Annotated in this window: 11 protein-coding genes; 3 read left to right on the top strand and 8 right to left on the bottom strand. The window is 64.4% G+C overall.

What is annotated here, in order from left to right:
• Positions 1–157: 157 nt before the first annotated feature.
• From PMI16_RS18990 to PMI16_RS26055, 4 genes are all read right to left on the bottom strand, one after another.
• Entirely contained in the window at positions 158–430 is a 273-nt protein-coding gene (locus tag PMI16_RS18990; RefSeq protein WP_007882515.1) for an HP0495 family protein, read from the bottom strand.
• Positions 431–540: 110 nt separating this feature from the next.
• Positions 541–1,392, bottom strand: a complete 852-nt coding sequence (locus PMI16_RS18985) for a D-amino acid aminotransferase (protein WP_007882514.1) — start codon at positions 1,390–1,392, stop codon at positions 541–543.
• Positions 1,393–1,517: 125 nt separating this feature from the next.
• Positions 1,518–3,260, bottom strand: a complete 1,743-nt coding sequence (locus tag PMI16_RS18980; RefSeq protein WP_007882513.1) for an ABC transporter ATP-binding protein/permease — start codon at positions 3,258–3,260, stop codon at positions 1,518–1,520.
• Positions 3,261–3,294: 34 nt separating this feature from the next.
• Positions 3,295–3,564, bottom strand: coding sequence for a hypothetical protein (locus PMI16_RS26055; RefSeq protein WP_157212706.1), 270 nt, complete (start codon positions 3,562–3,564; stop codon positions 3,295–3,297).
• A 207-nt stretch (positions 3,565–3,771) separates the two neighbouring features.
• Between PMI16_RS26055 and PMI16_RS18975 the strand changes: the two genes are divergently transcribed.
• Both PMI16_RS18975 and PMI16_RS18970 read left to right on the top strand, forming a co-directional pair.
• On the top strand, positions 3,772–5,472 hold the full coding sequence (locus PMI16_RS18975) for a FecR domain-containing protein (RefSeq protein WP_034381276.1): 1,701 nt from the start codon (positions 3,772–3,774) through the stop codon (positions 5,470–5,472).
• A 2-nt stretch (positions 5,473–5,474) separates the two neighbouring features.
• Positions 5,475–7,832, top strand: a complete 2,358-nt coding sequence (locus PMI16_RS18970; RefSeq protein WP_007882509.1) for a CHASE2 domain-containing protein — start codon at positions 5,475–5,477, stop codon at positions 7,830–7,832.
• Positions 7,833–7,851: 19 nt separating this feature from the next.
• On the opposite strand, the gene PMI16_RS18965 is transcribed toward PMI16_RS18970, so the two are convergent.
• Positions 7,852–8,577, bottom strand: a complete 726-nt coding sequence (locus PMI16_RS18965; protein WP_007882507.1) for a response regulator transcription factor — start codon at positions 8,575–8,577, stop codon at positions 7,852–7,854.
• A 318-nt stretch (positions 8,578–8,895) separates the two neighbouring features.
• On the opposite strand from PMI16_RS18965, the gene PMI16_RS26260 reads away from it, so the two are divergent.
• Entirely contained in the window at positions 8,896–9,567 is a 672-nt protein-coding gene (locus tag PMI16_RS26260; RefSeq protein WP_007882505.1) for a response regulator transcription factor, read from the top strand.
• Between the two features lie 2 nt (positions 9,568–9,569).
• Here PMI16_RS26260 and PMI16_RS18955 read toward each other — a convergent pair whose 3' ends face one another.
• From PMI16_RS18955 to PMI16_RS18945, 3 genes are all read right to left on the bottom strand, one after another.
• The gene (locus PMI16_RS18955; protein WP_007882503.1) at positions 9,570–11,609 is read right to left on the bottom strand and encodes a sensor histidine kinase; all 2,040 of its coding nucleotides are present in this window, start codon (positions 11,607–11,609) and stop codon (positions 9,570–9,572) included.
• An 85-nt stretch (positions 11,610–11,694) separates the two neighbouring features.
• Positions 11,695–16,257 carry an OmpA family protein gene (locus PMI16_RS18950; protein WP_007882501.1) on the bottom strand — a complete coding sequence of 1,521 codons (4,563 nt, stop codon included), beginning with the start codon at positions 16,255–16,257 and terminating at the stop codon, positions 11,695–11,697.
• Positions 16,254–23,936: a beta strand repeat-containing protein gene (locus PMI16_RS18945; RefSeq protein WP_007882499.1), complete on the bottom strand. Its 7,683-nt coding sequence runs from the start codon at positions 23,934–23,936 to the stop codon at positions 16,254–16,256. The genes PMI16_RS18950 and PMI16_RS18945 overlap by 4 nt, the downstream gene beginning before the upstream one ends.
• Positions 23,937–23,983: the final 47 nt, after the last annotated feature.

Genomic DNA, 23,983 nt, shown 5'->3' with positions numbered 1-23,983 from the left:
GCAACCCTTCGGGAACGGCTGCAGGCGTCGCCTGCCGCGCGTTCGCACTCGTAGATTTAATGTGAACAGGCCCTAGCCCGGACAATCGGCTGCACAAAACGAAAACCGGTTCGCCTCTTGCGAGAGCGAACCGGTTTTTTTACGTCTGCAGGACGGCTTACAGCACGAACTTGACCATCTCATGTCCGGACAAGGCGCGATACAGATTGTCGAGCTGCTCGCGGCTGGTGGCGCGGACGGTGACGGTCAGCGACAGGTATTTTCCCTGCGAGGACGGACGCATCTCGACCTTGCCGGCATGGAAAGTGGGATCGTATTCGGTGACCATGTCGACGATGATGTTGGCGAACTCATCATGCATGATGCCGACGACTTTGATGGGAAAGTCGCTCGGATATTCGATCAGGGATTCTTCGGTAGGAACTGGCATGGTGTACGGCTTTCGATAGGAACGGCAGGAACTGCGCCTATTTTACGCCATGCACCAGCCGGTTTGCGCATGTCTTGTTTTGCGGCAAGACATGCGGCGGAACATCCGTTTCAGAGTGCCGCTTTGGCTTCCTGATACGCCGCGTACAGCCTGGCGAACACCGGGCCCGGCTTGCCGTTGCCGACGCTCTTGTCGTCGATGGTCACCACCGGCAAGACTTCCTTGGTGGCCGAGGACAGCAGCACTTCGTCGGCGGCGAAGACTTCTTCCTGCGTGATGCGGCGCGCTTCGAACACGATGCCCTGCGACTTGCACAGTTCTTCGATCAGGCCGTAGCGGATGCCTTCGAGGATCAGGTTGTCCTTCGGCGGCGCCGACAGCTTGCCGTCCTTGACGATCCAGACGTTGGACGACGACGCTTCGCTGAGGAAGCCGTCGCGGAACTGGATCGTTTCGGTGACTTCGTGTTCCGCGGCGTATTGCGCGGCCAACACGTTGCCCAGCAGCGAGGTCGACTTGATCTGGCAATTGAGCCAGCGCTTGTCCTCCATCGTCACGCAGGCCACGCCCCTGGCGCGCACCTCGGCCGACGGCACCGCCAGCGGACTGGTCATCATGAACACGGTCGGCGTGACCGGATCCTTGGGGAAAGCGTGACCGCGCTTGGCGACGCCGCGCGTGACCTGGATGTAGACGATCTGGTCGCCGAGATCGTTGGCCTGCACCACGCGATCGATCAGCGCCAGCCATTCGGCTTCGCTATGCGGATTTGTAATACCGATGGTGCCGAGGCTGCGGAACAGGCGCGCGATGTGGTGCGTGCCGCGGAACGGCTTGCGGCCGTACATCGGGATCACTTCGTAGACGCCGTCGCCGAAGATGAAGCCGCGATCGAGCACGGGAATGCGGGCTTCGGAGAGCGGCGTCATGTCGCCGTTGAGGTACACGATAGGGTCGTTCATGGAATGTTTTCTTATGAATATTCAGGGGGAATAAAGACATTCTTGCACAGACGCGCGGCGGCCGTTATGCAAAGTAAGCATTGCGCGATGCCGGGCGTCGGCGTCGCGCAATGTCTTCAATGCCGTTAAAGCGGCTGGATGCTGAGACGGCTGACGCTGTCGCCGGGTGCATTGTTGCGGCTGGAAAAATGCCAGCGCTGCCGGTGATAGCGCGCCACGGTTTCGCGATGGGCGATGCTGACGATGGCCGACTGCGGCAATTCTTCCTGCAACAGGGAGTACAGCGCCTCTTCGGTTTCGCCGTCCATGGCGCTGCTGGCTTCATCCAGGAAAACGACTTCCGGACGCGTGAGGAATACGCGCGCAAACGCCAGGCGCTGCTGCTCGCCGGGAGACAGGCGATTGCCCCAGTTGTTGTAGACGTCGAGCTGATCCTTGAGATGCGGCAAGCGGCACAGGTCGAGGTAATGGCACATCGCCAGATCGGTATAAGCGCCTTCGTCCGCCGGATATGCCAAGGCCGAACGCAGCGTGCCGATCGGCAGGTAACTCGATTGCGGCACGAACATCAGTTTGGCCTTGTGCGGGATCTGGATATCGCCGCCGCCGTACGGCCAGATGCCGGCGATGGCGCGGAACAGCGTCGACTTGCCGCAGCCCGAAGGACCGCTGACGAGGATGCGTTCGCCCGGATGGATCGCACTGCTGACGCCGCCGATCAGTGCGCTACCGTCCGGCAGGGCGAGGTCGACCTTGTCCAGCAAGATGGCGCCGACGTTGTTGCGTTCCACCGAGATGCTGGCGGGCTGCTTCTGCGCCTGCTCGACGGCCAGGTTGAAACCGGCCAGACGATTGATGCTGGCCTTCCAGTCGGCCAGCGTGGTGAAGGCGTTGATGAACCACGACAAGGCGTCCTGCACCTGGCCGAAGGCGCTGCTGAGCTGCATCAGCACGCCCAGCGAAATGGCGCCGGAGAAGTAGCGCGGCGCCGCCACCAGCAGCGGAAAAATGATCGCGAACTGGCCGTAGAAATTGGTCGCGATATTCAGGCTCTTGGTGGTGCGCATGATGGCCCACCAGTTTTGGCGGATGTCTTCGAAACGCAGATTGAGTTCGTCGCGTTCGCGCCGCTCGCCGCGATACAAGGCGATTGCTTCGGCATGTTCACGAATGCGGATCAGGCCGAAACGATAGTTCGCCTCGAAGCGTTCCTGGTTGAAACTCTGCACCACCAGCGGCTTGCCGATCCACCAGATGATCCACGAACCGACGCCGGCATAGGCGATGGCGAACCACACCATGTAGCCGGGAATCACCCAGTCGTAATGCATGAAGGCAAACGATACCGGGCCGCTGATGGCCCACAGGATGCCGACGAAAGACACCAGCGTGACGGCGCTGGAGATGAAGCCCAGCACCAGGCTGATGGTATTCGACGTCAGCGAACGCAGATCCTCGGCGATACGCTGGTCGGGGTTGTCGGCGATGTGGCCCTGCTCCATGCGATAGTAGGCGTGATGCGCCAGCCACTTCGCCATGTACTTGTCGGTCATCCAGCTGCGCCAGCGGATCTGCAGCGATTGCGTCAGGTAGATGCGCGCGGTGGCCACGACGATGTAGGCAAAGGCCAGATAGCTGAATTGCCACAGCAGGCCTTTGAACGCGACGTAATCCTTGTTTTGCATGGAATCGTACATGGTGCGATTCCAGTCGGTGATGAGCACGTTGATATAGACCATGACCAGCACCAGCGCGATGATGACCGCGAGCAGGCCCCAGGCCTTTCCCCGTTCTTCCGATATCCAGTATGGTTTGATGAGTTGCCAGATGGCGTGGCGGTCGAAGGATTTTTTCTTGTTGGCTGTCATGGGAGTTCCGGAAGGGTTCTGTTTCTGTGCAACATCATCCGCGATGATAAGCAATCCGCGGGATTTCGGCTTTGGAATAAATGCAACCAAGTGCAACAGCAGGAATGTTGTCAACCGCCTGTTTGGGAAATTTAAGCCAGGCAGTCATGAAAGCCCCGTTGATGCGAGCGCGTGAAACTCGTTCCACGACCGCCATGGCGAGCCTTTCATTGCCTGCGATATCCCGGCCAAAAAGGTCCGCGGCATCGACATGCAGGTAAGAATCCAGGATACGTTGCGCAATGCGGCGCCTGGGTGCAGGCAAGCTTTTACCGTATGAAACGGGTCAGGACGTGTCAGAAGCCTGTCCGGCGGCCGTAGTAAAATCGCTGCAACTTTGCCGCCTCGCCGGGTACCTCGGCCCGTGCTGCAAGCATGGGCAACGGCCGCAGGGGACAGGGTGAAGGTCCGGCGCCAAGGCCAATACATAACTCTGCAACAACGGGGTAGCGCTTTTCCAATGAAAAAAACAATGAGCAGCAACGCTGTGCTGACCGGGACGCTTTTGCTCGCGATCATTCCGGTATCGGCCCAGACCATGCGCGCCAACGCGCCGGGACAGATCGGCAAGCAGCCTGACGGCATCGTCTACGGCATTTCACGTAACGAAACCTTGTCCTCGATCGCGCAGCGCTTCACGGGCAATTCCGGTAACTGGTTGGCGATCGGCAAGCTCAACGGCATCACCAATGACCGCAGGATTCCGGTCGGCACCTCCATCGCCATCCCTGCGCGCCTGCTGCCCGACCGCAACGCCTTCGCGACCATCGTCGCGGCGCAGGGCGAAGTCAGCATCATCAGCAAGGACGGCGACGTGCTCGCCAGCAAAGCCGGCGCGCGACTGAGCGAAGGTGCGCTGATCGTCACTTCGGACGACGGCTTCGTCACGCTGCAATTGCAGGACGGCACCACCTTTGCGCTGCCGCCGGCCAGCAGCCTGCAGCTGAGCACCCTGCAAATCCAGGCATACACCGATAGTCCGCGCACCACGCTAACGCTCAAAAAAGGCCGCATCACTTCGCAGGTGACGCGGTTCTCAGCGTCGAAGAGCCGGTACGAAGTGCAGACTCCGCTGGCCATCGCCGGCGTGCGCGGTACCCGTTTCCGCGTCAATTTCGACGGCGAACACAGCTACAACGAAGTGCTCGAAGGCACCGTCAAGGTCGCGCCCGATGATCGCCGCAATGCTGCGCAAACGCGCGAGGTGCGCGCCAACTTCGGCGCCATCGCCGCCGGCGGCGGGAAAATATCTGCACCGGTGCTGCTACCGGCAGCACCGGTGCTGGCCGCCACCGCCGTGCAGGAACGCCTGCCGGTGCGCTTCGGCTTGCGCCAGGCGGACGCCGCGGCGTTCCGCGTCAGCGTCGCTACCGACGCCGGCGGTTTGCAGCAAGTGGCTGATGTGCGCGTTGACGCCAACACCAACGACGGCACCCAGGCGCGTGTCGCCGAACTGCCCGACGGCGACTATTACGTGCGTGCCGCCGCGATCGACCACAGCGGCCTGGAAGGCAAGGAGACCGTCAGCAAATTCCGCCTCAAGGCGCGTCCGTTCGCGCCGTTCCAGCAGGAGCCCGGCGCCAAGCTGCGCGGCGTGGCCGACGGTCAACCTCTGGCGGTCAATTTCAAATGGGCCGAAGCCGGCGCCGATTCGCGTTATCGCCTCCAGATCGCGACCGATGCCGGATTCACCCGGCTGCTGCTGGACAAGACCGACATCAGCTCGACGTCCTACACGCAAGATAATCTGGAGCAAGGCCAATTCTTCTGGCGCATCGCCACCATCGACATGCACGGCGGCCAATCCGACCAGGGGCCGTGGAGCGACGTCAAGCAATGCCTGGTGCTGCCGTCGCAACAGGCGCCCGTGGCCAGTCAGGGACAAGACGCCATCAATTTCTCGTGGTCCGGCGAAACGGGTCAGAGCTTCGTGTTCGACGTCTCGGCCAGCGCCGGCTTTGAAACCATCCTGCTGCACGCCGACACGGCCGAGCCGCACGCATCCTTCCCGCTGCCGCCTGCGGGCGTCTACTACGCGCGCCTGCAAAGCATCGAGGCCGACGGATACCGCGGTCCGTATTCGCCGGCGCAACGCATCGTGGTCGAGCGGCGCTGGACCACCGGTTCGGGCGGTTCACTCAATGCCGGCGATGCGCCGGTGCGCGGTAACTGAACATGGTCTCCGCGCCTGTCGGCGAACGGGGCCGCTCGCGCTGGGCCGGCACACGGCGCCGCGTGTCGTTGCGCAACGAATGGCTGGCGCTGTTTTTCCTCACGCTGGCGGCTGCGTTCTTGCTGGGCGACGGTGACAGCCTGCGCGTCCCCAACCGGCAAATCTACGACTACCTGATGTCGACGCTGGAACGGCCGGCGCCGGACAACATCGTCATTGTCGCCATTGACGACAAAAGCATCGCCGAACTAGGACGCTGGCCATGGAAACGCGGCACCCATGCACAGCTGCTGAACATCCTCAACAACGGCGCGCCGCGCGCCATCGGTTTCGATGTGATCCTGACCGAAGGGGACGCCAACGCAACCGGCGCCGACCATGCGCTGGCGCTGGCAATCGCCCGCAACCGCCACGTGGTGCTGCCGATCCTGACCATGCGCACCGAGGCCGGATTGGCGCCGCTGTTGCCCTACCCGGAATTCGCCACGGCCGCCGCCGGACTCGGCCACATCCAGCTCAATTTCAGCAGCGACGGCATCGTGCGCGGCGCCTGGCTGTACGAAACCCTGGGCGGACGCGAATGGAAGACGCTGGCGCTGGCATTGCTGGAAAACGGCGATCGTTCGCATGGCGCCGCCGGCAGCGACGTCATTGCACAACAAAGCGCGCCGCAGGCCGCCCACCGCAATTTGCTTGACATCCCTTTCTACGGACCGCCCGGACATTTCATCCGCGTGTCGTACATCGACGTGCTGCACGGCGTCGTACCGGCGCGCTTCTTCCGCGACAAATACGTGCTGGTGGGCGCAGCCGCTTCCGGCCTGGGCGACGTCTTCCCCGCGCCGCAAGCCAACCGTCAGGGACTGATGTCGGGCATCGAACTGCATGCCAACATGCTGGCGGCGCTGCAGGACGGTCGCTCGATTTCGGCTGCGCCCCATGTTGCACGCATCGCCTTCGCGGCGTTGCCGGCGCTGCTGGTGCTGATCGGTTTCATGTATCTGTCGCCGCGCTATGCACTGGCGCTCACGGGCGTGCTGACGGTGCTGGTCGGCGGCCTGTGCGCGATCCTGCTGCAATACGACGTCTGGCTGGCGCCGTCGGCGGCGCTGCTGTTGCTGTGGCTGATCTATCCGCTGTGGAGCTGGCGCCGCCTCGAAGTCGCGTTGCGTTACCTCGATGAAGAAACCGGCCGGCTGGCTACTTCCGCGCCGTTTTCTGCAACGCCGGCCCGCCCCGGCGAGCGTCGCCTGTGGGACTTCTTCGAGCGACGCATCGACGCTGCGCGCACGGCCACGCGGCGCATGCTCGACCTGCATCAGTTCGTCAGCGACAACCTCAACAGCATGCCGGACGCCAACGTGGTGATCGACTGCAACGGCGTGGTGATGCTGTACAACCGCAAGGCGCTGGAATTGTTCATGAGCCTCGGCATCACACCGGCGCGCGGCCAGGACGTGCAACTGCTGCTGGCGCCGTTCCATGCCACCGCCGCTACGCTGGAAGATGCGCTGTGGCGGGATTTGCTGACCGCGCCTGCCTCGTCGGGAGACGGCATCGAAGCCATCGATCCCCAGCGGCGCATGTTCATGATCCGCAGCACGCCGTCGCGCCAGTCAAACGGCGACATGCTCGGCTGGATCATCTCGCTGGCGGACGTGACCGCGCTGCGCGCGACGTTGCGCCTGCGCGATGAAAGCCTCAACTTCATTTCGCACGACATGCGCGCGCCGCAATCGGCGATCCTGGCGACACTGGAATTGCATCGCAGCGGCCAGGTCGCGCTTGATCAGGAAACCCTGTTCCGCCGTATAGAAAAATCGGTCCACGTCACGCTGTCGCTGGCCGATGAATTCATCCTGCTGGCGCGTGCCGAATCGCGCAGCTACCAGCCGGAAGAACTCGATTTCCGTTCCTTGCTGGCCGACGCTGCCGATGAAATGTGGGCGCTGGCCAACGAGCGCCAGGTGCGCCTCGAAACGATTGCCGCCGACGGCGATGCGTACTGGGTCCGCGGCGACCGGGCGATGCTGGTGCGCGCCTTGTGCAACCTGCTGTCGAATGCGATCAAATACGGTCCGCGCGAAGCGCTGGTGGAATGCCGCCTGTCCATCGACCACGACGCGCAGCCGCCGCAGTTGGTCTGCTCCATTCACGACAGCGGCCCGGGCCTGAGCGACGCCGACCTGGCGCAACTGTTCACGCCCTTCTATCGCGCGACCGGCAGCACCCAGCCCGGTGCCGGACTCGGACTGACTTTCGTCAAGACGGTGGTGGAACACCACGGCGGCAGCGTCGGCGCGAGCAACCTCAATGGCGGCGCCTGCTTCATCATGCGCCTGCCCTGCGCACCGGAATAATTCGAAGGGGCGGCGGCGCTTACGCCGCTGCAGCGGCGTCGAGACTGTCGAGCCGATAACCGAGCGTGTAGATGGTGGTCAGCTTGACCTGGTTTTCCGGCTTCAGCGCCAGCTTGCTGCGCACGTTGGAGATGTGCGTGTCGAGCGTGCGCGAAGTCATGACGAGATCGCGGCCCCACACTTCTTCAGTCAGTTGTTCGCGCGAGACGATGCCGCCAAGATTGCGGAACAACGCATAGGCGATGTCGAATTCCTTGGGCTTGAGTTCGACCGGGCGGCCGCGCAAAGAGGCTTGCTTGAGGATGCGATTGAAACGGTAGGCGCCGACTTCGATGCTGTCGTCGGCGGTCGGCACGCTGACATTCGACTCCGCTTGCGGCGCCGGCAGACGCCGCGCCAGGGCATGCACGCGCGCCAGCAATTCGGCACGGCGCGCCGGCTTGACCATGTAGTCGTCGCCACCGGCCATCAACGCCAGCACGATGTTTTCTTCCAGCGCGCGATTGCTCAGGAACAAGACCAGCACCTGCGCGCTCAGATGGCTGCGCACCCAGTTGACGACGTCGTGTCCGGTCATGTCGGGCAGCATCCAGTCCAGCACCAGCAGGTCGAAGCGCTGGCTGCCAAGCGCATCGATGAGCTGCGTGCCGGCGCCGAACAGCGTGCAGGCATGTCCCGCGCCCGTCAGGATGTGCTGCACCAGTGCGGCCTCGGCCGGGTCGTCTTCCAGTATGGCGATTCTCATGGAATGCTCGTGTCGTACGATGGAGTGCTGCGGTTGGCATTCGGATGCCGGAAGGAAATCTTCCTTCCGGAAAACCGACATGATACTGGAAAGCGCCGGCTTGGATGCTGCACCCCGCCAAGGTTTCCATACGGAAAAATATCTCGCCGAAACATCGTTTTTCGCTGCATATTTTGTCAACAATTGTTAACGATTCCTTGCGGCATCTTCCCTCGCGGAACCACCCTCTCCATAATTCGCGCATTGCCGGATCGATCACATTTCCACCAACGAATACCGGCGCATACAACATCAAAAACTCACAGGCGAGGCGGGCGTATGGCGAATATTCTGGTACTGGAAAGAACGGCGGCGGGGCGACGCGAATTCAGCTCGGCATTGATCAGGGACGGCCATCGCGTGTTCGAAGCCGACAGCGTGGAAGATTTCATCCCCTACATCCCGCGCGCCGATATCGCCATGATCGACATCGACCTGCCCGACGGCGCCGGTTACAAGGCGGCGCAATGCCTGCATGACGCACGGCCGCAGGCGGGCGTGGTGATCCTGTCCGAACGCGGCGACCTCGACGAAAAAATCCGCGGCCTGCGCGAATACGCCGATCAGTACCTGACCAAGCCGATCGGGCCCGACATGCTGTCGGCCTACATGGCGCCGATGGTGCGCCGTTTCGGCGCCGAAGGCTGGCGATTGGACCGCGTCAAGCGCCAGCTGTGCTCGCCCGACGGCCACCAGGAAAAACTCAACACCCAGGAAATGCAGTTGATGGAATTATTGATCAACCAGTCGCAATCGCAACGCTCCACCGTGACGCGCAGGACCATCGCCACCGCCTTCGGCTTCAACTGGCTGGACTATGACGACCGCCGCCTGGATCAATTGGTCAGCCGTCTGCGGCGTCGCTGGAACAAAGCCAGCGGCAGCGAACTGCCGCTGCACACCGACCACGGCATCGGCTACCGCCTGTCGGTGTCGGTAAGCTTGCAGTGACGCTATGATCCGCGGCGCTCGTTCGCGGCGCCGGCTGCCGGCTTGCCCGGCAGCCAGATGCGGAAGGTCGCGCCCTGGCGGCTTTCCGTATCGAGCCTGAGGGTCCCGCCCAGGGTTTCCACCAGCTGTCTCGCGAGCGCCAGGCCGAGGCCGCTGCCGGCGTTGCCGCTCGATGAGCGGCCACGGAAATAGCGCTCGAAAATCCGCCCGCGTTCATCCTCCGGAATGCCCGGACCGTCGTCCGAAATGTCGATGTGCCAGCCATCCGCCAGCGTCGCCGCGCGCAGGCGCACCGTGGTGCCGGACGGCGTGTATTTGACCGCATTGTCGGCCAGCGTGCGCAACACCAGCCGCAGCAGATCTGGATCGGACCAGATGCCGGGCGGCATGCCCTCTTTTTCCAGGATGAACGTATGGCGATCGCCGAGCGGCTGCGCCGCTGCAATGGCATCTTCCAGCAGCGGCTGCAGGCAAGTGTCGGTCGGCATGGGTCCTTGCGACAGTACATCAAGACGGTTGTTGCTCAGGTAAGTGTCGAACAGCGACGACAAGCGCTCCGAGGCCTGGCGGATTTTTTCCAGCCGCGCCAGCGCCTTGCCGGGAGCCGGTCCGATGTCGCGTTCAAGATTCTGCGCGGTGGCGTCGATCACCGCCAGCGGCGTGCGCAGTTCGTGCGACACGGTGGCGATGAACTGGCGCTGCTCTGCGTAGGCGGCCCGCTCCTGCTCCAGCGCCCGCTCCACCGTCGCCATGGCGCGCTGCAGATCCTCGGTGCGCATGGTTACCTGCTGCTCCAGATACAGCTCGGTCTGTTGCGAGACTTCCAGCAGTTTCCTTTGCGCCGCCTGTTTGGCCGCGCGCAAGGCTGAATAGCGGCGACTCATGGCGTAATACACGATCAGGAAAAACAGCAGCGAGGCGATGAACACCGAATACTCGCTGACCCAGTTGCGCTCGATATAACCGAGCCGCAGCAGGAACTGCACCATCAGGCTCAGGAACATCAGCACGCCGGTGACCAATAACGCGTAGCGGATCTCCTGGGTGCTGTCGAGCGCGGGCTTGACCAATAACGCGAAGGCGACCGGTGCGATGCAGAAGGTCAACGCCACCGACAGCACGCGCATGGTTTCCGCGTAACCGAAGATCAGCACCCCGGCGGCGGCCAACGCGGACAGCAACGCGGCGGCGCCGGCGTACCAGCGCGTCAGGCGCGGATAGCGGCGGGACATGCCGAGGAAGCGGAGCAGGAAATCGACGCAGGCGTACAGGCTGAACGCGATCACCAGCCCGAACGCCGTGCGCGCAAGATGCGGCTGCTCCGGGAACACGTACTGCGACAGCAGGCCGGTGTCGCCCAGCGTCAGCAGCATGCAGGTCAGCAGACAGACGCCGAAGCTGCGGTAGACGCCGTCGCGCAGGGCCAGCTCGAACCAGAAGCTGGCCAGCACCAGCATGGCGTAGGCGCCGAGGTAGAGACCGAAGGCCAGTTGCTCGCGCCCGGCCGCTTCGAGGAAGGCGGCCGGCTGCCACAAGGTCAGGCGCGGCGCCACGGTGCCGCGCGTCTTGATCTTGAGGTAGAGCACCTGCGGCCGCGTGCCCCACACGTGCAGCTTGAACACCGGATTGCGATAGCGCAGGTCGCGTTGCGCAAACGGCACGGTGCTGCCGGAGACGCGCGCACTGTAGCTGCCGTCGAAATCGGGGATGTACAGCACCGCGTGCTCGATGGTGTTGGGCTGCACTTCCAGCCACCATTCCTGGTCGCGTCCGGGCGCACGCCGGACTTCGAAGCGCAGCCATACGGTGGCGTCCAGCAGGCCGGCGTTGAGGTCGCTGTCGAGATGGGTGAAGCGCGGGCGCTGGACGGGATCCGAAACGTCGCGGAATTTGAGCGACTTGCCGGCGTCGATCAGCACCGAAACGTGGCCTTGCAGGTCTTCCCTGCCGTGGTCGAGCGAGAGCACTTGCGCCGAGGCGACGCCTGCGGTCAGCAATGTCCACATCAACAACGACAACAGCAAGCGCAGGGCAGCCGGCATGGGTTCAGGTTGGCAATAAGAAAGCGGCACGCCGTCCTTCACAAGGAAGGCTGGCGTGCCGCCATGGCGTCCGGATGATTACCAGTCAGAAAGTCGCCAGCGCGTTCAGGAACCAGCCCCTGCTGCGATACGACAAATCGGTCAAGTCATCCGAAAAATTGGTGAAATTGTAGCCCACACCCATCTTCACGTGTTCGGTCACGTGGCGATACAGCCCCACCAGGTAACCCGAACGTGCATCGCCTGCATCCTGCGCGCGCAGGCGACGCGTCTCGATCAGCGCATCCCACTCCTTGACCAGGTGCAGGTCGGCGCGCAGCACCACCAGGTCGGCGCGGCTGGAGAACCAGTCGCCCTGGGTCTTGGACATGCGCAACTGGCCCAGGCGCATGCCGTATTTGACGCCCACCGACAGCCACGGCAAGACGTCGTAGGTGGTGTCGATGTTGAACACGTGGCTCTTCTGCGTGTAGTCGAGCGCGCTGCCGGTCAAGGTGCCGGCCGCGTTCAGGCCGGTGCTGTCGACCTGGCCGGCGGACGGCATGTTGTAGAAGTAGGTGTACTTGAACAAGGTGTTCCAGCGGTCGTTGTCGACCGGACGATAGGCCGCGCCCGTGACGACTTCGGTGTAGTCGCCGTCATAGAACGCGCCCTGCGTATTGGAGCTGCGCGACAGATTGAATTTGCCGAGCAGGCGCCAGGCCGGGCTGAGCTGGTACTGCGCCGAGTTCTTCCACAACCAGGTGCGGCGGTTGTTGTTGACCGCGGTGCCGCCGCAGTTGCCGCCGGCGTCGTTGGTGATGCAGCTGCCGTTGACGACACCCAGCGTGGTGCCGCGATCCATGCGGTATTCGATGGCGCCGGAATACTTCAGGTCGTTGTACTTGTAAGCCGCCGACAAGCCGACGGCGTCGCGCTTGAGGTCGCCCGACAGCGGGTCCGACAGCGTGCCGGTTTCGTACTTGCCGCCCAGCGTCCAGCGCGGGTTCGGCGCGAAGTCGACGCCGAAGGCATGGGTCAGGCTCTTGGGCCCGGCGGCGCCGTCGCTCCAGCGCGTTTCGCCGAACAGGCCGATCTGGTCGCTGTAGCGATAATGCGTGCCCGACGTCAGGGTCGCCTGGCGGCCGGCGTAGTTGCTGTCGGCGCTTTCGGTTTCCATGGTGTAGGTCAGGTAGACCGTGCTGCGGTCGTCGACCTGATAATCGGCCGAGACGCGGCCGCCTGCTCCGCCGTCGCCGCCCGAGGCTTCCGCACCGAGGCGCAGCTTGTCGTTGACGGCCCAGCTGCCGCCCACGCCGGCGCGGTCGTTGTCGCTGCGGTCGCCGTTGCGGCTGACCGTGCCCTGCACGAAGGCATAGGTGTCCCACGACTTGTACTTGAGGCCCGGCACGCGCGCCGCCGCCACGCCGACGGCCGAGGTGGCGTCGCGCGTGGCTTTGACGTCGACGCCGCCGGACATGCCGGTGGTCGGCACGATCGAGGACGCCGGTCCGTTCTGACCGGTGGCAAGCAAGGCGCCGCCGTTGGCCGAGGGCGCCGTGCCCAGCGCGGTGCCGGGAACGGCCGCGAGCAGCTTGCCGTTGCCGTCGCCGTTGCGGGCTTCCGCTTCGAGCGCGGCAGCCTTCTCCGCCTCGCCCTCTTCCAGCGGCCGGTAATCGACGCGGAAGATCACGTCGTTGCGACTGCCGTTCTGGCTCAGGATAGGACTCGCGTTGGTCAGCACGCCGAACTGATTGATGCCCGAGCGCTGGTCGTGGCGCACGCCGGCCGACACGCCCCACTCGGCGTCGATCTTGTGGCGCACCGCCGCTTCGGCCGAACTGGCGCTCTGGCTGGCGGTGCTGTTGGTCGAGTCGCGATAGTCGAGCTTGGTGCTGACTTCGGTCCGGTCGCCGACCGGCACGGTGGCGGCGATGCCCTTCTGCGCCAAGCCTTCGCCGCTCGGCAGGCTGGCGCCAGGGCCGGAAAAGTTGGGATCGCGCTCCTGCCAGTACGCCGACAGCTTGCCCTGGAATTCGCTGACGTCGGCCAGGTCGATCGCGGTGTCGAGACGACGCGCGGTGGCGCCGTCGCCGCTGCGCTTGTTCGCGGTAAAGTCGTAGCCGCCGGTGAGCGAACTCAGGCTTTCGCTGCCGATGCCGCTCGAGCGCGCCAGTTCGCCCTTGACCCAGGTGCCGGGCTTGTAGCGGAAGGTGGCGTCGACGCCGCGCAGGTTTTGCTGGTTGTCGTTTTCACCCTGGCGATAAATGGTGGTGCCCACGCGCAGGTTGTCGCTGAACCAGTGGCTGGCGCGCAAACCGAAGGCGCTGGCGCTGATCTCGCTGAGACCAGGCACGTATTCATAAGTCGTGACCAGGTAGACCGGATTGCCGCTGGCCGCCGAGGTCTGCACCAGCGTGCTGCCGTCGGCCACCGACGGCAGCGGCGCGCGCAAGGTCAGGCGACCCTGCAGGTAGTTGATGTCGTAGTCCTGCCCCGGGGACAGCGGCGTGCGCTGGATCACCAGGCCGGAATCCTTGTCGCGCACTTCCACCCACAGTCGTTCCGAACCTTCGGTCAGGTCGAGGTGGTGCAGGTAGTACAGCGAACCGCCGGTGCCGCGGAATTCCTCCCGCGACTGCAAGGTCCCGGGATCGGCCACGAAGGCGTTGACGGTGGTGCGTTTCTCGCCGTACTTCGTCGTTTCCTTGTCGTTCCACAGCAAGTTGGCGCCATACAGGCCGCGGCTGTATTGCGTCAGCTCGGTGCCGGTCCAGGCGGTCTGGAAATTACCCCACATGACGTAGGAGCTGTCCTTTTCCAGCTTGACGTAGAACTTGCCCTGGGTCGGCGCGTCGTCGGTGATGGTGCTGTCGTCGCCGTAGACCGGATAGTAGCGGTCGGGATCGATGCGGCGCAGCAGGTAGTTCGGATCCTTGGTCTGGAAGTTGCTGAACAGGTCGCGCAGAGGTTGCTCGCGCGTGTCGGCGCTGGCGGTCAGCAGGTAATCGCCCTTGACCTTTCCCTTCAGGTAGAACGCGCCGCGGCCGTCGATCCAGGTTTCGTTGTTGTAGTGCGAGGTATCGGTGGTGACCAGTTGCGCCGGCCCCGAAGTGCGGTCGCGCCCCATGGTCAGGTCGCCCACCACGAAATAGAACCAGTCCTTGTCGGCGATCGACAGGTTGCGGCGGAAGGTCGCGCCCTTGCCTTCCGCATTCTTCACGGACACGTCGACCTGGTGCGGTCCCGGCGGCAGGATCTGGCGCAGCACGAACTTGCCCTTCTCGTCGACCGGCACCTGCATGCCCATCGCGCTGACGCTGTCGCCGGCGTTGACATGCTCGCCGCTGATGGTGACGGAGCCGCCGCGCGCCGGAATGTTCTTCAGGTGCAGGCTTGATTCGCCCCAGCCGGACAGGCGCTCGCGCTCAAGGCGCGCCGCGTCAACGAGGGGATCGGCGCGATCGAACAGGCGCAGCGGCTTGAGCAGCGTCTCGTCGAAATTGCCGTCGCCGTCGACCACGCGGATCAGGTAGGCCAATTCCGACGGCGCATTGTCGGGCGCCTGCCATTGCACGGCGTCGCCGGCGGTGAACGGCACCACGGCGAGCGGCGTTTCCTGCGCGTTCTGGCCCTTGGCGAACACGCGCAACTCGGCGCGCTTGATCCACCAGGCGTAGTTGGTATAGGTGCCGAACACTACCGGCTTGCTGCGCACCGCGGTGCTCGGCAACGCCCAGACGTTGAGCGCCGGCGCCACGTTGAGCGGATCGAACTTGATCTGGATGTCGGCCTTCTCCAGGCCCACGTCGACGCAGCGCTGGCGATCGGCTTCCTGTGCCTGCTTGTCGACGTCGACCGGCTGGCCGTCAACGGTGATCGAGAACGGCAAGGCATCCACGGCTTGCGGATTGGCCACACAAGCGTTGTTTTCCACCAGCTTTTCGCGCGTGACCATGGCCGGTGCTTCGGTGTACCAGACGCGGATTTCGACGCGGCGATTCTTCGCCATGCCGGCCGGATTGGCGTTGCTGGCGACCGGCTGCGACTCGCCCTTGCCGCTGACGGAGAATGCTTCCGGCGGCAGGTGCAGGTTCTGTTTCAAGTACGACGCCACCGCCAGCGCACGCGCCTGCGACAGCGCCTGGTTGTCGGCGAAGGTCGGTCGCAATGCCGGCGCGATGCGTTGGCTGTCGGTATGGCCGACGATTTCGATGCGGATGTCGCGCTTGCCTTCGAGCGTGCGCATCAGGCGATTGAGCACCTCGATGGTGGGAGGCAGCAGGATCGCGCGACCTGAAGCAAACAGGCTGCCCTTGGCTTCGTCTTGCAGCGTGACCTGATTCTGGGCGGCGCTGTCGGGTGGAACCGTTTCCAGCATCACGCGGCGTTCGCCGTCGGTCAGCGCCGATGGCGACAAGCCGTCGAAGGCGCTGGACTGGTACTCGGTATTGGGCTCGACCGGCTGCTCGCTGGTGCGGCTGCGGTCGATCATCTTTCCACGAATATGGGAGTTGATCTGTGACCCGTCTTCCTGCACCTGATCTGCTCTGACTGCGGATTCCTGTGCGCGGATGGGCAGGCAGACCAGGCCCAGCGCGCTCAGCACGACGGCCAGTTTCCGCGCGCGCAGGGGCGAGCCGGACTTGGGCTGACGTCTTGTTTTCATTGTGCGTCCTCTGTTTCTATATTGAGCGTGTATTCCCCCTTCAGCGCGCGCCAGCGATCCTGGATCTGCTTGCGGACGGCCTCGACGCGCTTGCCTGCCAGCTCGGCGTCAGCGCCGGGCTGGTAGGCCAGACGGACCACCGACGGCCGCGCCTTGAGTTGCTGCGGCAAGGCGTCAAGTTGCTTCTGCCATTGCGGTTGCAACCTGAGGCTGCCGGCTTCGAAGGCGGCGTCGCTGAGTTCCATGCGGATCACGCGGTGGATGGTGGCGCCGAAGTTGAGCTTGGTGACTTTGCCGCGCGTGATGCGCACGTCGCGCGGGTTTTCCGTGGTCAGGCGATAGCCGGTCGGCAGCGTGCGCACGTCGAGCTTCATGACGAAATTGGAGCCGCGGTCTTCGTTCGGGATGTCCGGGCACGGCACGTGGAAACGTCCCTCCGCATCGGTCATCACCAGCAGGCCGCGCGGCGTCACCACGCGCACCGCCGGAATGCCCGGTTCGCCCTGGTCCTGGTAGCCGTTGCCGTTCTGGTCGTCGAACACCTTGCCGATGATGTCCGGGCAATCGAAGGTCGGGTCCGGCACGATGCGCACCGACGCCTGGCCGACGTTGGACAGCACGGAATTGGTCGATCCGGTAACCCACGCCTGGTTGGTGTAGGTGCCGTCGCCGACGCCGGAACCGACGGTCAAAATCAGGCGGTAAGTCTTCTTCTCCTTTGGCGCGAAGTTCTGGTTCGGCCAGGTCAGCAGACGACCGCTGACCACCGGCTCGACCGCCACGCCGTTGAGCGAAGCACTGCCGGTGCGGTATTTGAAACCCGGCGGAATCTGGTCGCGCACGCTGGTCGACGGAATCGAATACGCCTGCTTGTTGGTGGCGGTGATGGTGTAAGGCACCAGGTCGCCGCGCGCCACGTTCACCATCGGCGAGGACTTGGTCACGTAGATGAGGTCGTTGCTGGCCGGATCGAGCGGGATGTGGTTGTTGAGGATGTCCGCCGACACGCCGTTGGTGATGAAGAAGCTGTAGTAATACTGCGACGTCGTCGCGCCACCCGACACGATGCCCACGCAAGCGGCCGGATTGGCCGCCGGCACCGACACCGCCGGTGCGGTGTTGCTGGCCTGCACCAGCGCCGGGTTGGGTACGGCGCCGATGTTGACGGTGCCGACGCAGGCCGGCAGGTTGGTCGACGGCGCCGGCAGGTAGCTTGGCGCGCTGACGGTCAGCGTATAAACGCCGCTCGGGAACGCGTTCTGCAACAGGAACTGGTAGAAGCCGTCGCTGCTGGTGATCTGCGTCGCCGCGCCGCCCACCAGATGCGTGGATGGCACGAAGCCGGCCGGACCGCTGATGGTGACTTGCGCGCCGGTGATCGGCTTGCGCGTCAGCGAGTCGTAGACCACGCCGGACGGATCCAGCGGCAGGTTCTGTTCGACCACTTCATCGAGCGCCGCCAAGGTGATGCCGGTGATCTTGCCGCCGCTGGCGGTAACGCCGCGGCCACCGCCCGAAGTCGGGGTCTGCGGCAGGACATTGCCTTCCTTCGAGAATGAAATCGCAAAGCCGGAACCGGTCGGCAGGCCGCTGACTTCATAGCCGGGGCAATGCAGGTTATCGAACTGGTAGAAGCCGTTGCTGTCGGTGGTGGTGGTGCAGATCGGCACGCCGCCCTGCGTCAGTTGCACGGTCCAGCCACCCACGCCGGAAGCTGATCCGTCGTCCGGACGCTGACGGGTGTGGTCGCGGTCGAGGAACACGTATCCGTTGACGATGGGCGGACGCAAGGTCAGCGCACCACCTTCGCCGAAGTTGTAGTTGGACAGCACGTCGCCGGCGATCACGTTGACGTTGCGGATGACGTCGGCGTTGTTCGACAGCACCGGCTTGGTCGACGCCAGCACGCCCGGATTGCCGGCCTGGATGGTGGTGCGACCGTCGGCATACAGCGCCGGCTGCACTTCGGTGATGGTGTAGCCGCTACCGTTGCTCGGTTGCAGGTTGGTGAAGCTGTAGCTGCCGTCGGCGGCGGTGGTGGTGCTCAGGTTGACCGTCGCGCCGAGGTTGTCGGTGCCGGTCAGCTTGACGACCACGCCGGCGATGCCGGTCTCGCCCGCATCGACCACGCCGTTGCCGTTGGCGTCGACATACACCTTGCCGGACACGACGCCGACCAGGATCGGGATTTCACCGAAATTGTTGTCGATGGAAATGGTGTTGGTGCCGGTCAGGCTGATGTTGCTGATGACTGACGGCGTCGTGCCGACCGCGGTCGCGGTGCCGCCGGTCGAGCCGGCCGTGGTGATGCCGTTGGTGGTGCGCGCAGGCTGGGTCGGTTCGGTCACGGTGTACGTGCCTTCCGTCAGGCCGCTGAACGTGTAGCGGCCGTCGGCGCCGGTGGTGGTGGTGCGCGTCACGGCACTGCCGTTGATGTCGGTGCCGCTCAGGTCGATGCGCACGCCGGCCAGGCCGGTGTCGGTGTTGTTGAACAGGCCGTCGTTATCGGCGTCGGCGAAGACGCGCCCCGACACCTGGCGACCGCTCGGCACTTCAGCGAAGTTGTTGGCGACGCTGTTGGTGGCGGGCGGCAGGACGATGCCGACGATGCGGCTCGGCGTCGTGGTCGGACCCGTGGCGGTGCCCGCGGTGCCGCCGTTGCCGACGGTGCCGGCAATGGTCAGGCCGTTGGCGGTGTCGGCCGGTTGCGTCGGCTCGCGCACCGAGTAGGTGCCCGGCGCCAGGTTGGCGAAGCTGTAAGCGCCCGCGGCATCGGTAGTGGTGGTCGCGATGACGGTGCCCGCGCCGTTCTGCAGTTCGATGGTGACGCCGGTCAGCGCGGTGTCGGCCAGCTCCTTCACGCCATTGTTGTTCTGGTCGAGGAAGACGATGCCGCTGATCGACGATGGAACGACTTCCGCAAAATTGTTGTTCGGCGAGACCGACACCTGGCCGCTGCCGTCCTTCAGCAGGACGATGTTGGAGATACGGCTGGGCGTGGTCGCCACCGGCGTTGCGCTGCCCGGCGTGCCGCCGCCGGCGCCCGAAATCGGGCCCGCGGTGGTAATGCCGTTGGTGGTGCCGGCCGGCTGTGCGGTTTCAGTGACCGTATAGCTGCCCGGCGCGAGACCGGTGAAGGCGTAGTTGCCGAGCGCGTCGCTGACGGTGACCAGGCTGACCGCGACGTCGTCGCCGCCGCCCGGCACGCCGTCGGCGCCATAGCTGGTGCCTGTCAATGTCAGGCCGACATTCGCAATGCCGGTGTCGGTGCCGATCTCGAACGTACCGTTAGGCGTAACGTTGTTGTCCTTGAACACCTTGCCCGAGATGAAACCAAGCGGGCTGATGGCGAGATTGGCGGTGGCCGGCTGCACATTGTTGCCGGCGTTGGTCTTGAGGCCGCCGACCGGGATGAAATTGTTGTACGTGCCGGAGACGGAACCGGTGACGTCGACGGTGATCGTGCAGCCGCCGGCCGGGATGGTCGAGCCGTTGCTATAAGAGACCGTGCCGCTGCCCGCGACGGCGGTGACGCGCGCCGTGGTGCAGGTGCCGCCGAGACCGTTCGGCGCGGCGACGACGATGTTGCCGGGCGAGGTCGGCAAGGTGTCGACCAGGTCCGCGCTCAGTGTCGCCGCGGTGGCATTGGTGTTGCCGAGCACGATGGTCAGCGTCGACTTGGCGTTGGCGGCGATCGATACCGGACTGAACTGCTTATTGACTGTCGGCGGGTCGAGCAGCGTCAGCGTGGCGTTGGCCGGATTGTCATTGGTCACGCCTTCGGCGGTATTGAGACCGCCGGCCGGGATCGTGTTGACATAGATGCCCGCGATATTGCTCAACACGTCGAACCTGACCAGGCACGAACCGTTGGCCGGAATCGTGGCGCCGGTCAAGGTCACGGCGGTCGCCGACACCGGCGCCGAGACGAAGCCGCCGGCGCAGGTGGTGGAGGCGTTCGGTGTTTGCGCCACGACCACGTTGGCTGGCAGCACATCGGTGAACGAAGCTGCCGTCAACGCGGTGGCGTTGCTATTGCTCAGCGTGATCGTCGCGGTGGACGGGACGCCCGGCGAAGTCTGCGCCGGCGCGAACGCCTTGGCGATTGTCGCCGGGTTCTTGACTTGCAGCGTCGACTTGGCCGGCACGCCGTTCTGCACCGGACCGCCGCTGGTGCCGGTAACGTCGCCGACGGCGATCACGTTCTGGTAAGCGCCGGCGACGGCGGCCTGCACGTCGATTTCACCGTAGCAACTGACCGTGGCGCCGCCGACCGCGGCCGGCAAGGAGCCGCCGGTGATGGTGACCTTGCCTGCCGTCGGCGCGCTGATGGTGGCCCCCGTGCAATTGGTAATCGGATTGGCGCTGGCCGGCACAAGCATGCCGGCCGGCAGATTGTCGTTGGCGATGATATTGGTCAGCGGCACGGCGCCGGCATTGACCAGCGTCAGGCGCAGGCGGGTACGGTCGCCTGGCTTGACGACGGCCGGCGTGAAGCTTTTGCTGACGCCGACGTTGCCGCTCGAAGACAAGCTGGTGACCGCGGCCGTGGTGTTGCTCACGCCCTGGCTGTTGCTGATCGCGCCGACCGGAATGCGGTCCTGCACGGTGCCGGTGGTGATTAGCGTGACGTTGGCGGTCACGGTGCAAGTGGTGCCTGCGCCCCCGGCGAGATTGGCGTTCGACAGCGTAAGGGCGGTACCTGCTGCATTGGCCGTCACCAGGCCGCCCTGGCAGGTGGTCGCCAGATTCGGCGACGAAGCCAGCTGGATGCCGTTGAGCGCCCCGCTCGCGAGGCCGTCGACGGTGAAGTAATTGGTCAGCTTGAGATCGCTCAGTGCGAGCGAGGCGTCATTGCGAATGATGATGGTCAGCACGGCCGGTTCTCCCGGCGACAGGCTCGAGGTTGCAGTCGTCGCCGAGACGGCGCTGACGCTGACCGATACTGCGCCGGCGGAACTGTTGTTCAGCGTTGCGCTGATCGGCGTAGTGTTGATCACACCGCCAGTGGCGCTGACGCCGCCCACGGGAATGGTGTTAGTCCAGCCGGCTCCGCCGCTGCCGGTGACGTCGAACAATACGTCGCACTGGCCGCTCGACGGCAAAATGATGCCGCTTACCACCGCGCTCGCGGCGGCCGGTGTCGCTGTAATCACGGGTGATCCGGCGCAAGTACTGTACGCGTTCGATGGCGAGGCCACGGACATGTTGGTCGGCAGAGGATCGGTCGTGCTGACGTTATTGAGCGTGCCGGTTCCGATATTGGCGAAATGCAGGCGCACGGTCGACTTGCCACCCGCAGCGATGGTCGTCGGTGAAAACGATTTCGAAGCCTGCAGCGCCGAGGAATAGACCAGGCTGGCGCTGAACGGTGTCACATTGCTGACGGCGGTCGGCGTACTGTTGTCCGGGAATTGCTGGGTGCCGGTCAGCGCGCCGATCGGAAGCACATTGAGATAGTTGCCGGCTCCGCCGATGACCTTTACCTGTACCTGGCAGGTACCGTTGGCTCCCAGGCCGCTGCCCGCGCGCGCCGGGATCGTGCCGCCACTCAGGCTGACGGTGTTGGCGCCCGGAACCGCGGTGACGACGCCACCGGCACAACTGGTCGAGACGTCGGCCGGATTGGCAACCACGAGTTGCTGATGGGTGTCCGAACTGATCGGCAGCGTATCCGTGAAGGCCGCAGCCGTGACCGGTTGTGCGGAGATATTCGTGAGCGTCAGCGTCAACACTGAGACCGTGCCTTCAAACGCGCTGGCCGGGTTGAACACCTTGCCGATGGTCACGGTCGGGTCGATCGAGGTGGTGACGGCGCTAACGTTCGAGTTGAAGATGCCGCCTGAACCAACGCTATGCGCCGGGATATTGTTGATCAGCGTGGCGCCGACTGCGGAGCCCTTCGGCGCCATGGCCCAGAAAGTGATCGCGCAGGTGCCGGCCGAAGGGCCGCTACCGGCCGGCACGGTAGGAATCGTGAAATGCAGCGAATTGTTGGTGGCCGGCAATGCTGGAATGTCATGGGCCAGCGCACCGCACGCGGCGGTCAATGTCGGGGCCGGGCTAGGCAAGCCGACCACGCCGGCCGGCAACGCATCGGGCACGCTGACGTTGCTCAGCGGCGACGACGAGTAGTTGTTGACGGTAATGGTGTATCGGATCGGGTTGCCGGGTGCGACGGTGGCCGGGCTCGAAGTCTTTTGTACCAGCAGTTGGTCGACCACGGTGACCGTGTGCGTCGCGCCCTGGCTGATGATGCTGGCGTCGCTGGTCTGCACCGCGCCTTCAGCGATCGTGTTGGTAAAGGCTTGTGGCGTACCGGCGGTCGACAGCGAACCCACGAACGGGACCGTGATCGTGCAACTGCTGTTTGCGGGAATACTGCCGCCTGTCATCTGCACGCCGAGATTGCCCGCGGTGATGCTGACCGCTCCACCGCAGGTAGTGGTCGGCGCCGCTGCCGGCGCGACCAGGCGCAAACCGGTCGCTACCGTCGGCGTAACGCCGTCAATCGGGCTGTCGGTGAAGTTTGTCAGCGTGATCGGCGTGACCGGACTGGCATTGGTCAGCGTGATCGTCAACGACGACGCTTGACCGGCGCTGATGGTGGTCGGGTTGAATTGCTTGGTGACCTGCAGGATCGAGCGGATGGACAAGGTCGCGGTTGCATCGCTCGGCGGCGTCAGGCCCCGCTGATTGCCGAAATCGAGACTGCGGCGGATGGTATTGACGACGTCCTTGTTGTAAGCGCCGCTGGTGGTCGTGCCAATCAGGTCAACGCTGAGCGTACACGTGCCGCCGCCGGCCACGGTGCCGCCAAAGGCGGTCAGGGTGGTGTCGCCCGGAGCTGCGCTGAAGCTGGGCGCAACACCTGCGCCGCTACACGTCGTCGACAGATTGGGGGTAGGAGCGACCGTCAGGCCGGCCGGCAGGATGTCGCGCACTGCAAACGCCGGTGAGTCGCCGGCGCCATTCAGCGGCAGATTGACCGTGGGATTGCCGGCGTTACTGATCGTGATGGTCATTTTGACCGGCTGGTCGCCCTTGACGATCACCGACGACGAGAACGACTTGCTGATGGTCGGCGCGCTCAGCGTGGTGACGTTGATCGATTGCTGCGCCTGGCTGCCGTTGGCGACGGCGCCGGTATCGTCGTTGCCGGTGACGGCGCCGATCGGAATCGTGTTGACCGGCGCGGTGCCGGATGCAGTCGAAGTCACCGGGACATCGATCACGCACTGGCCATTGGTGCCGCTGCCGGTCGCCACCGCCACCGGCACTTCCCCGCCGGTGAGGCTGATGACGCTGGTGCCGGCCACTGCGGTCAACGTGCCTTGCGTGGCGACCGTCGCGCCGCTGCCGTCGGTGCATGAATACGCCACCGCGCCCGTGGCGATCTTCAGCGCGGCCGGCATGGTGTCGGTGAAGGCGACGTTGGTCACTGTCGCGTTCGGATTGCTGTTGATCAGGCTGATGCGAAACAGGGTAGCGTCGCCCGGATTGATTGTCAGCGGGTAGGTCGGCTGCGGCACCGTGATGGAGACGTTCAGCGCCGCCAGCGCGGGCAGGGAACAGAGCAATCCGCTTATGCCCAGCAACACGCTGGCGAATGAGGAGCGAGCACTGAGGCGATCAATGGCGAAGCCGAACCAACGGCTGAAAAGACGTGAGCGGTGCATGACGATACCGGAGTGTTTTTTAAAGAAATCGACCGGCGTTCGCTCTG

It is taken from the genome of Herbaspirillum sp. CF444, from assembly GCF_000282135.1.
In the GTDB taxonomy this organism is placed as follows: domain Bacteria; phylum Pseudomonadota; class Gammaproteobacteria; order Burkholderiales; family Burkholderiaceae_D; genus Herbaspirillum.
This window is presented reverse-complemented; position numbering and strand designations above follow the sequence as displayed.

Excerpts from the sequence above, each read along its gene's own strand:
- PMI16_RS18990 (WP_007882515.1), bottom strand. The coding sequence starts at position 430 with ATGCCAGTTCCTACCGAAGAATCCCTGATCGAATATCCGAGCGACTTT.
- PMI16_RS18985 (WP_007882514.1), bottom strand. The coding sequence starts at position 1,392 with ATGAACGACCCTATCGTGTACCTCAACGGCGACATGACGCCGCTCTCC.
- PMI16_RS18980 (WP_007882513.1), bottom strand. The coding sequence starts at position 3,260 with ATGACAGCCAACAAGAAAAAATCCTTCGACCGCCACGCCATCTGGCAA.
- PMI16_RS18975 (WP_034381276.1), top strand. The coding sequence starts at position 3,772 with ATGAGCAGCAACGCTGTGCTGACCGGGACGCTTTTGCTCGCGATCATT.
- PMI16_RS18970 (WP_007882509.1), top strand. The coding sequence starts at position 5,475 with ATGGTCTCCGCGCCTGTCGGCGAACGGGGCCGCTCGCGCTGGGCCGGC.
- PMI16_RS18965 (WP_007882507.1), bottom strand. The coding sequence starts at position 8,577 with ATGAGAATCGCCATACTGGAAGACGACCCGGCCGAGGCCGCACTGGTG.
- PMI16_RS26260 (WP_007882505.1), top strand. The coding sequence starts at position 8,896 with ATGGCGAATATTCTGGTACTGGAAAGAACGGCGGCGGGGCGACGCGAA.
- PMI16_RS18955 (WP_007882503.1), bottom strand. The coding sequence starts at position 11,609 with ATGCCGGCTGCCCTGCGCTTGCTGTTGTCGTTGTTGATGTGGACATTG.
- PMI16_RS18950 (WP_007882501.1), bottom strand. The coding sequence starts at position 16,257 with ATGAAAACAAGACGTCAGCCCAAGTCCGGCTCGCCCCTGCGCGCGCGG.
- PMI16_RS18945 (WP_007882499.1), bottom strand. The coding sequence starts at position 23,936 with ATGCACCGCTCACGTCTTTTCAGCCGTTGGTTCGGCTTCGCCATTGAT.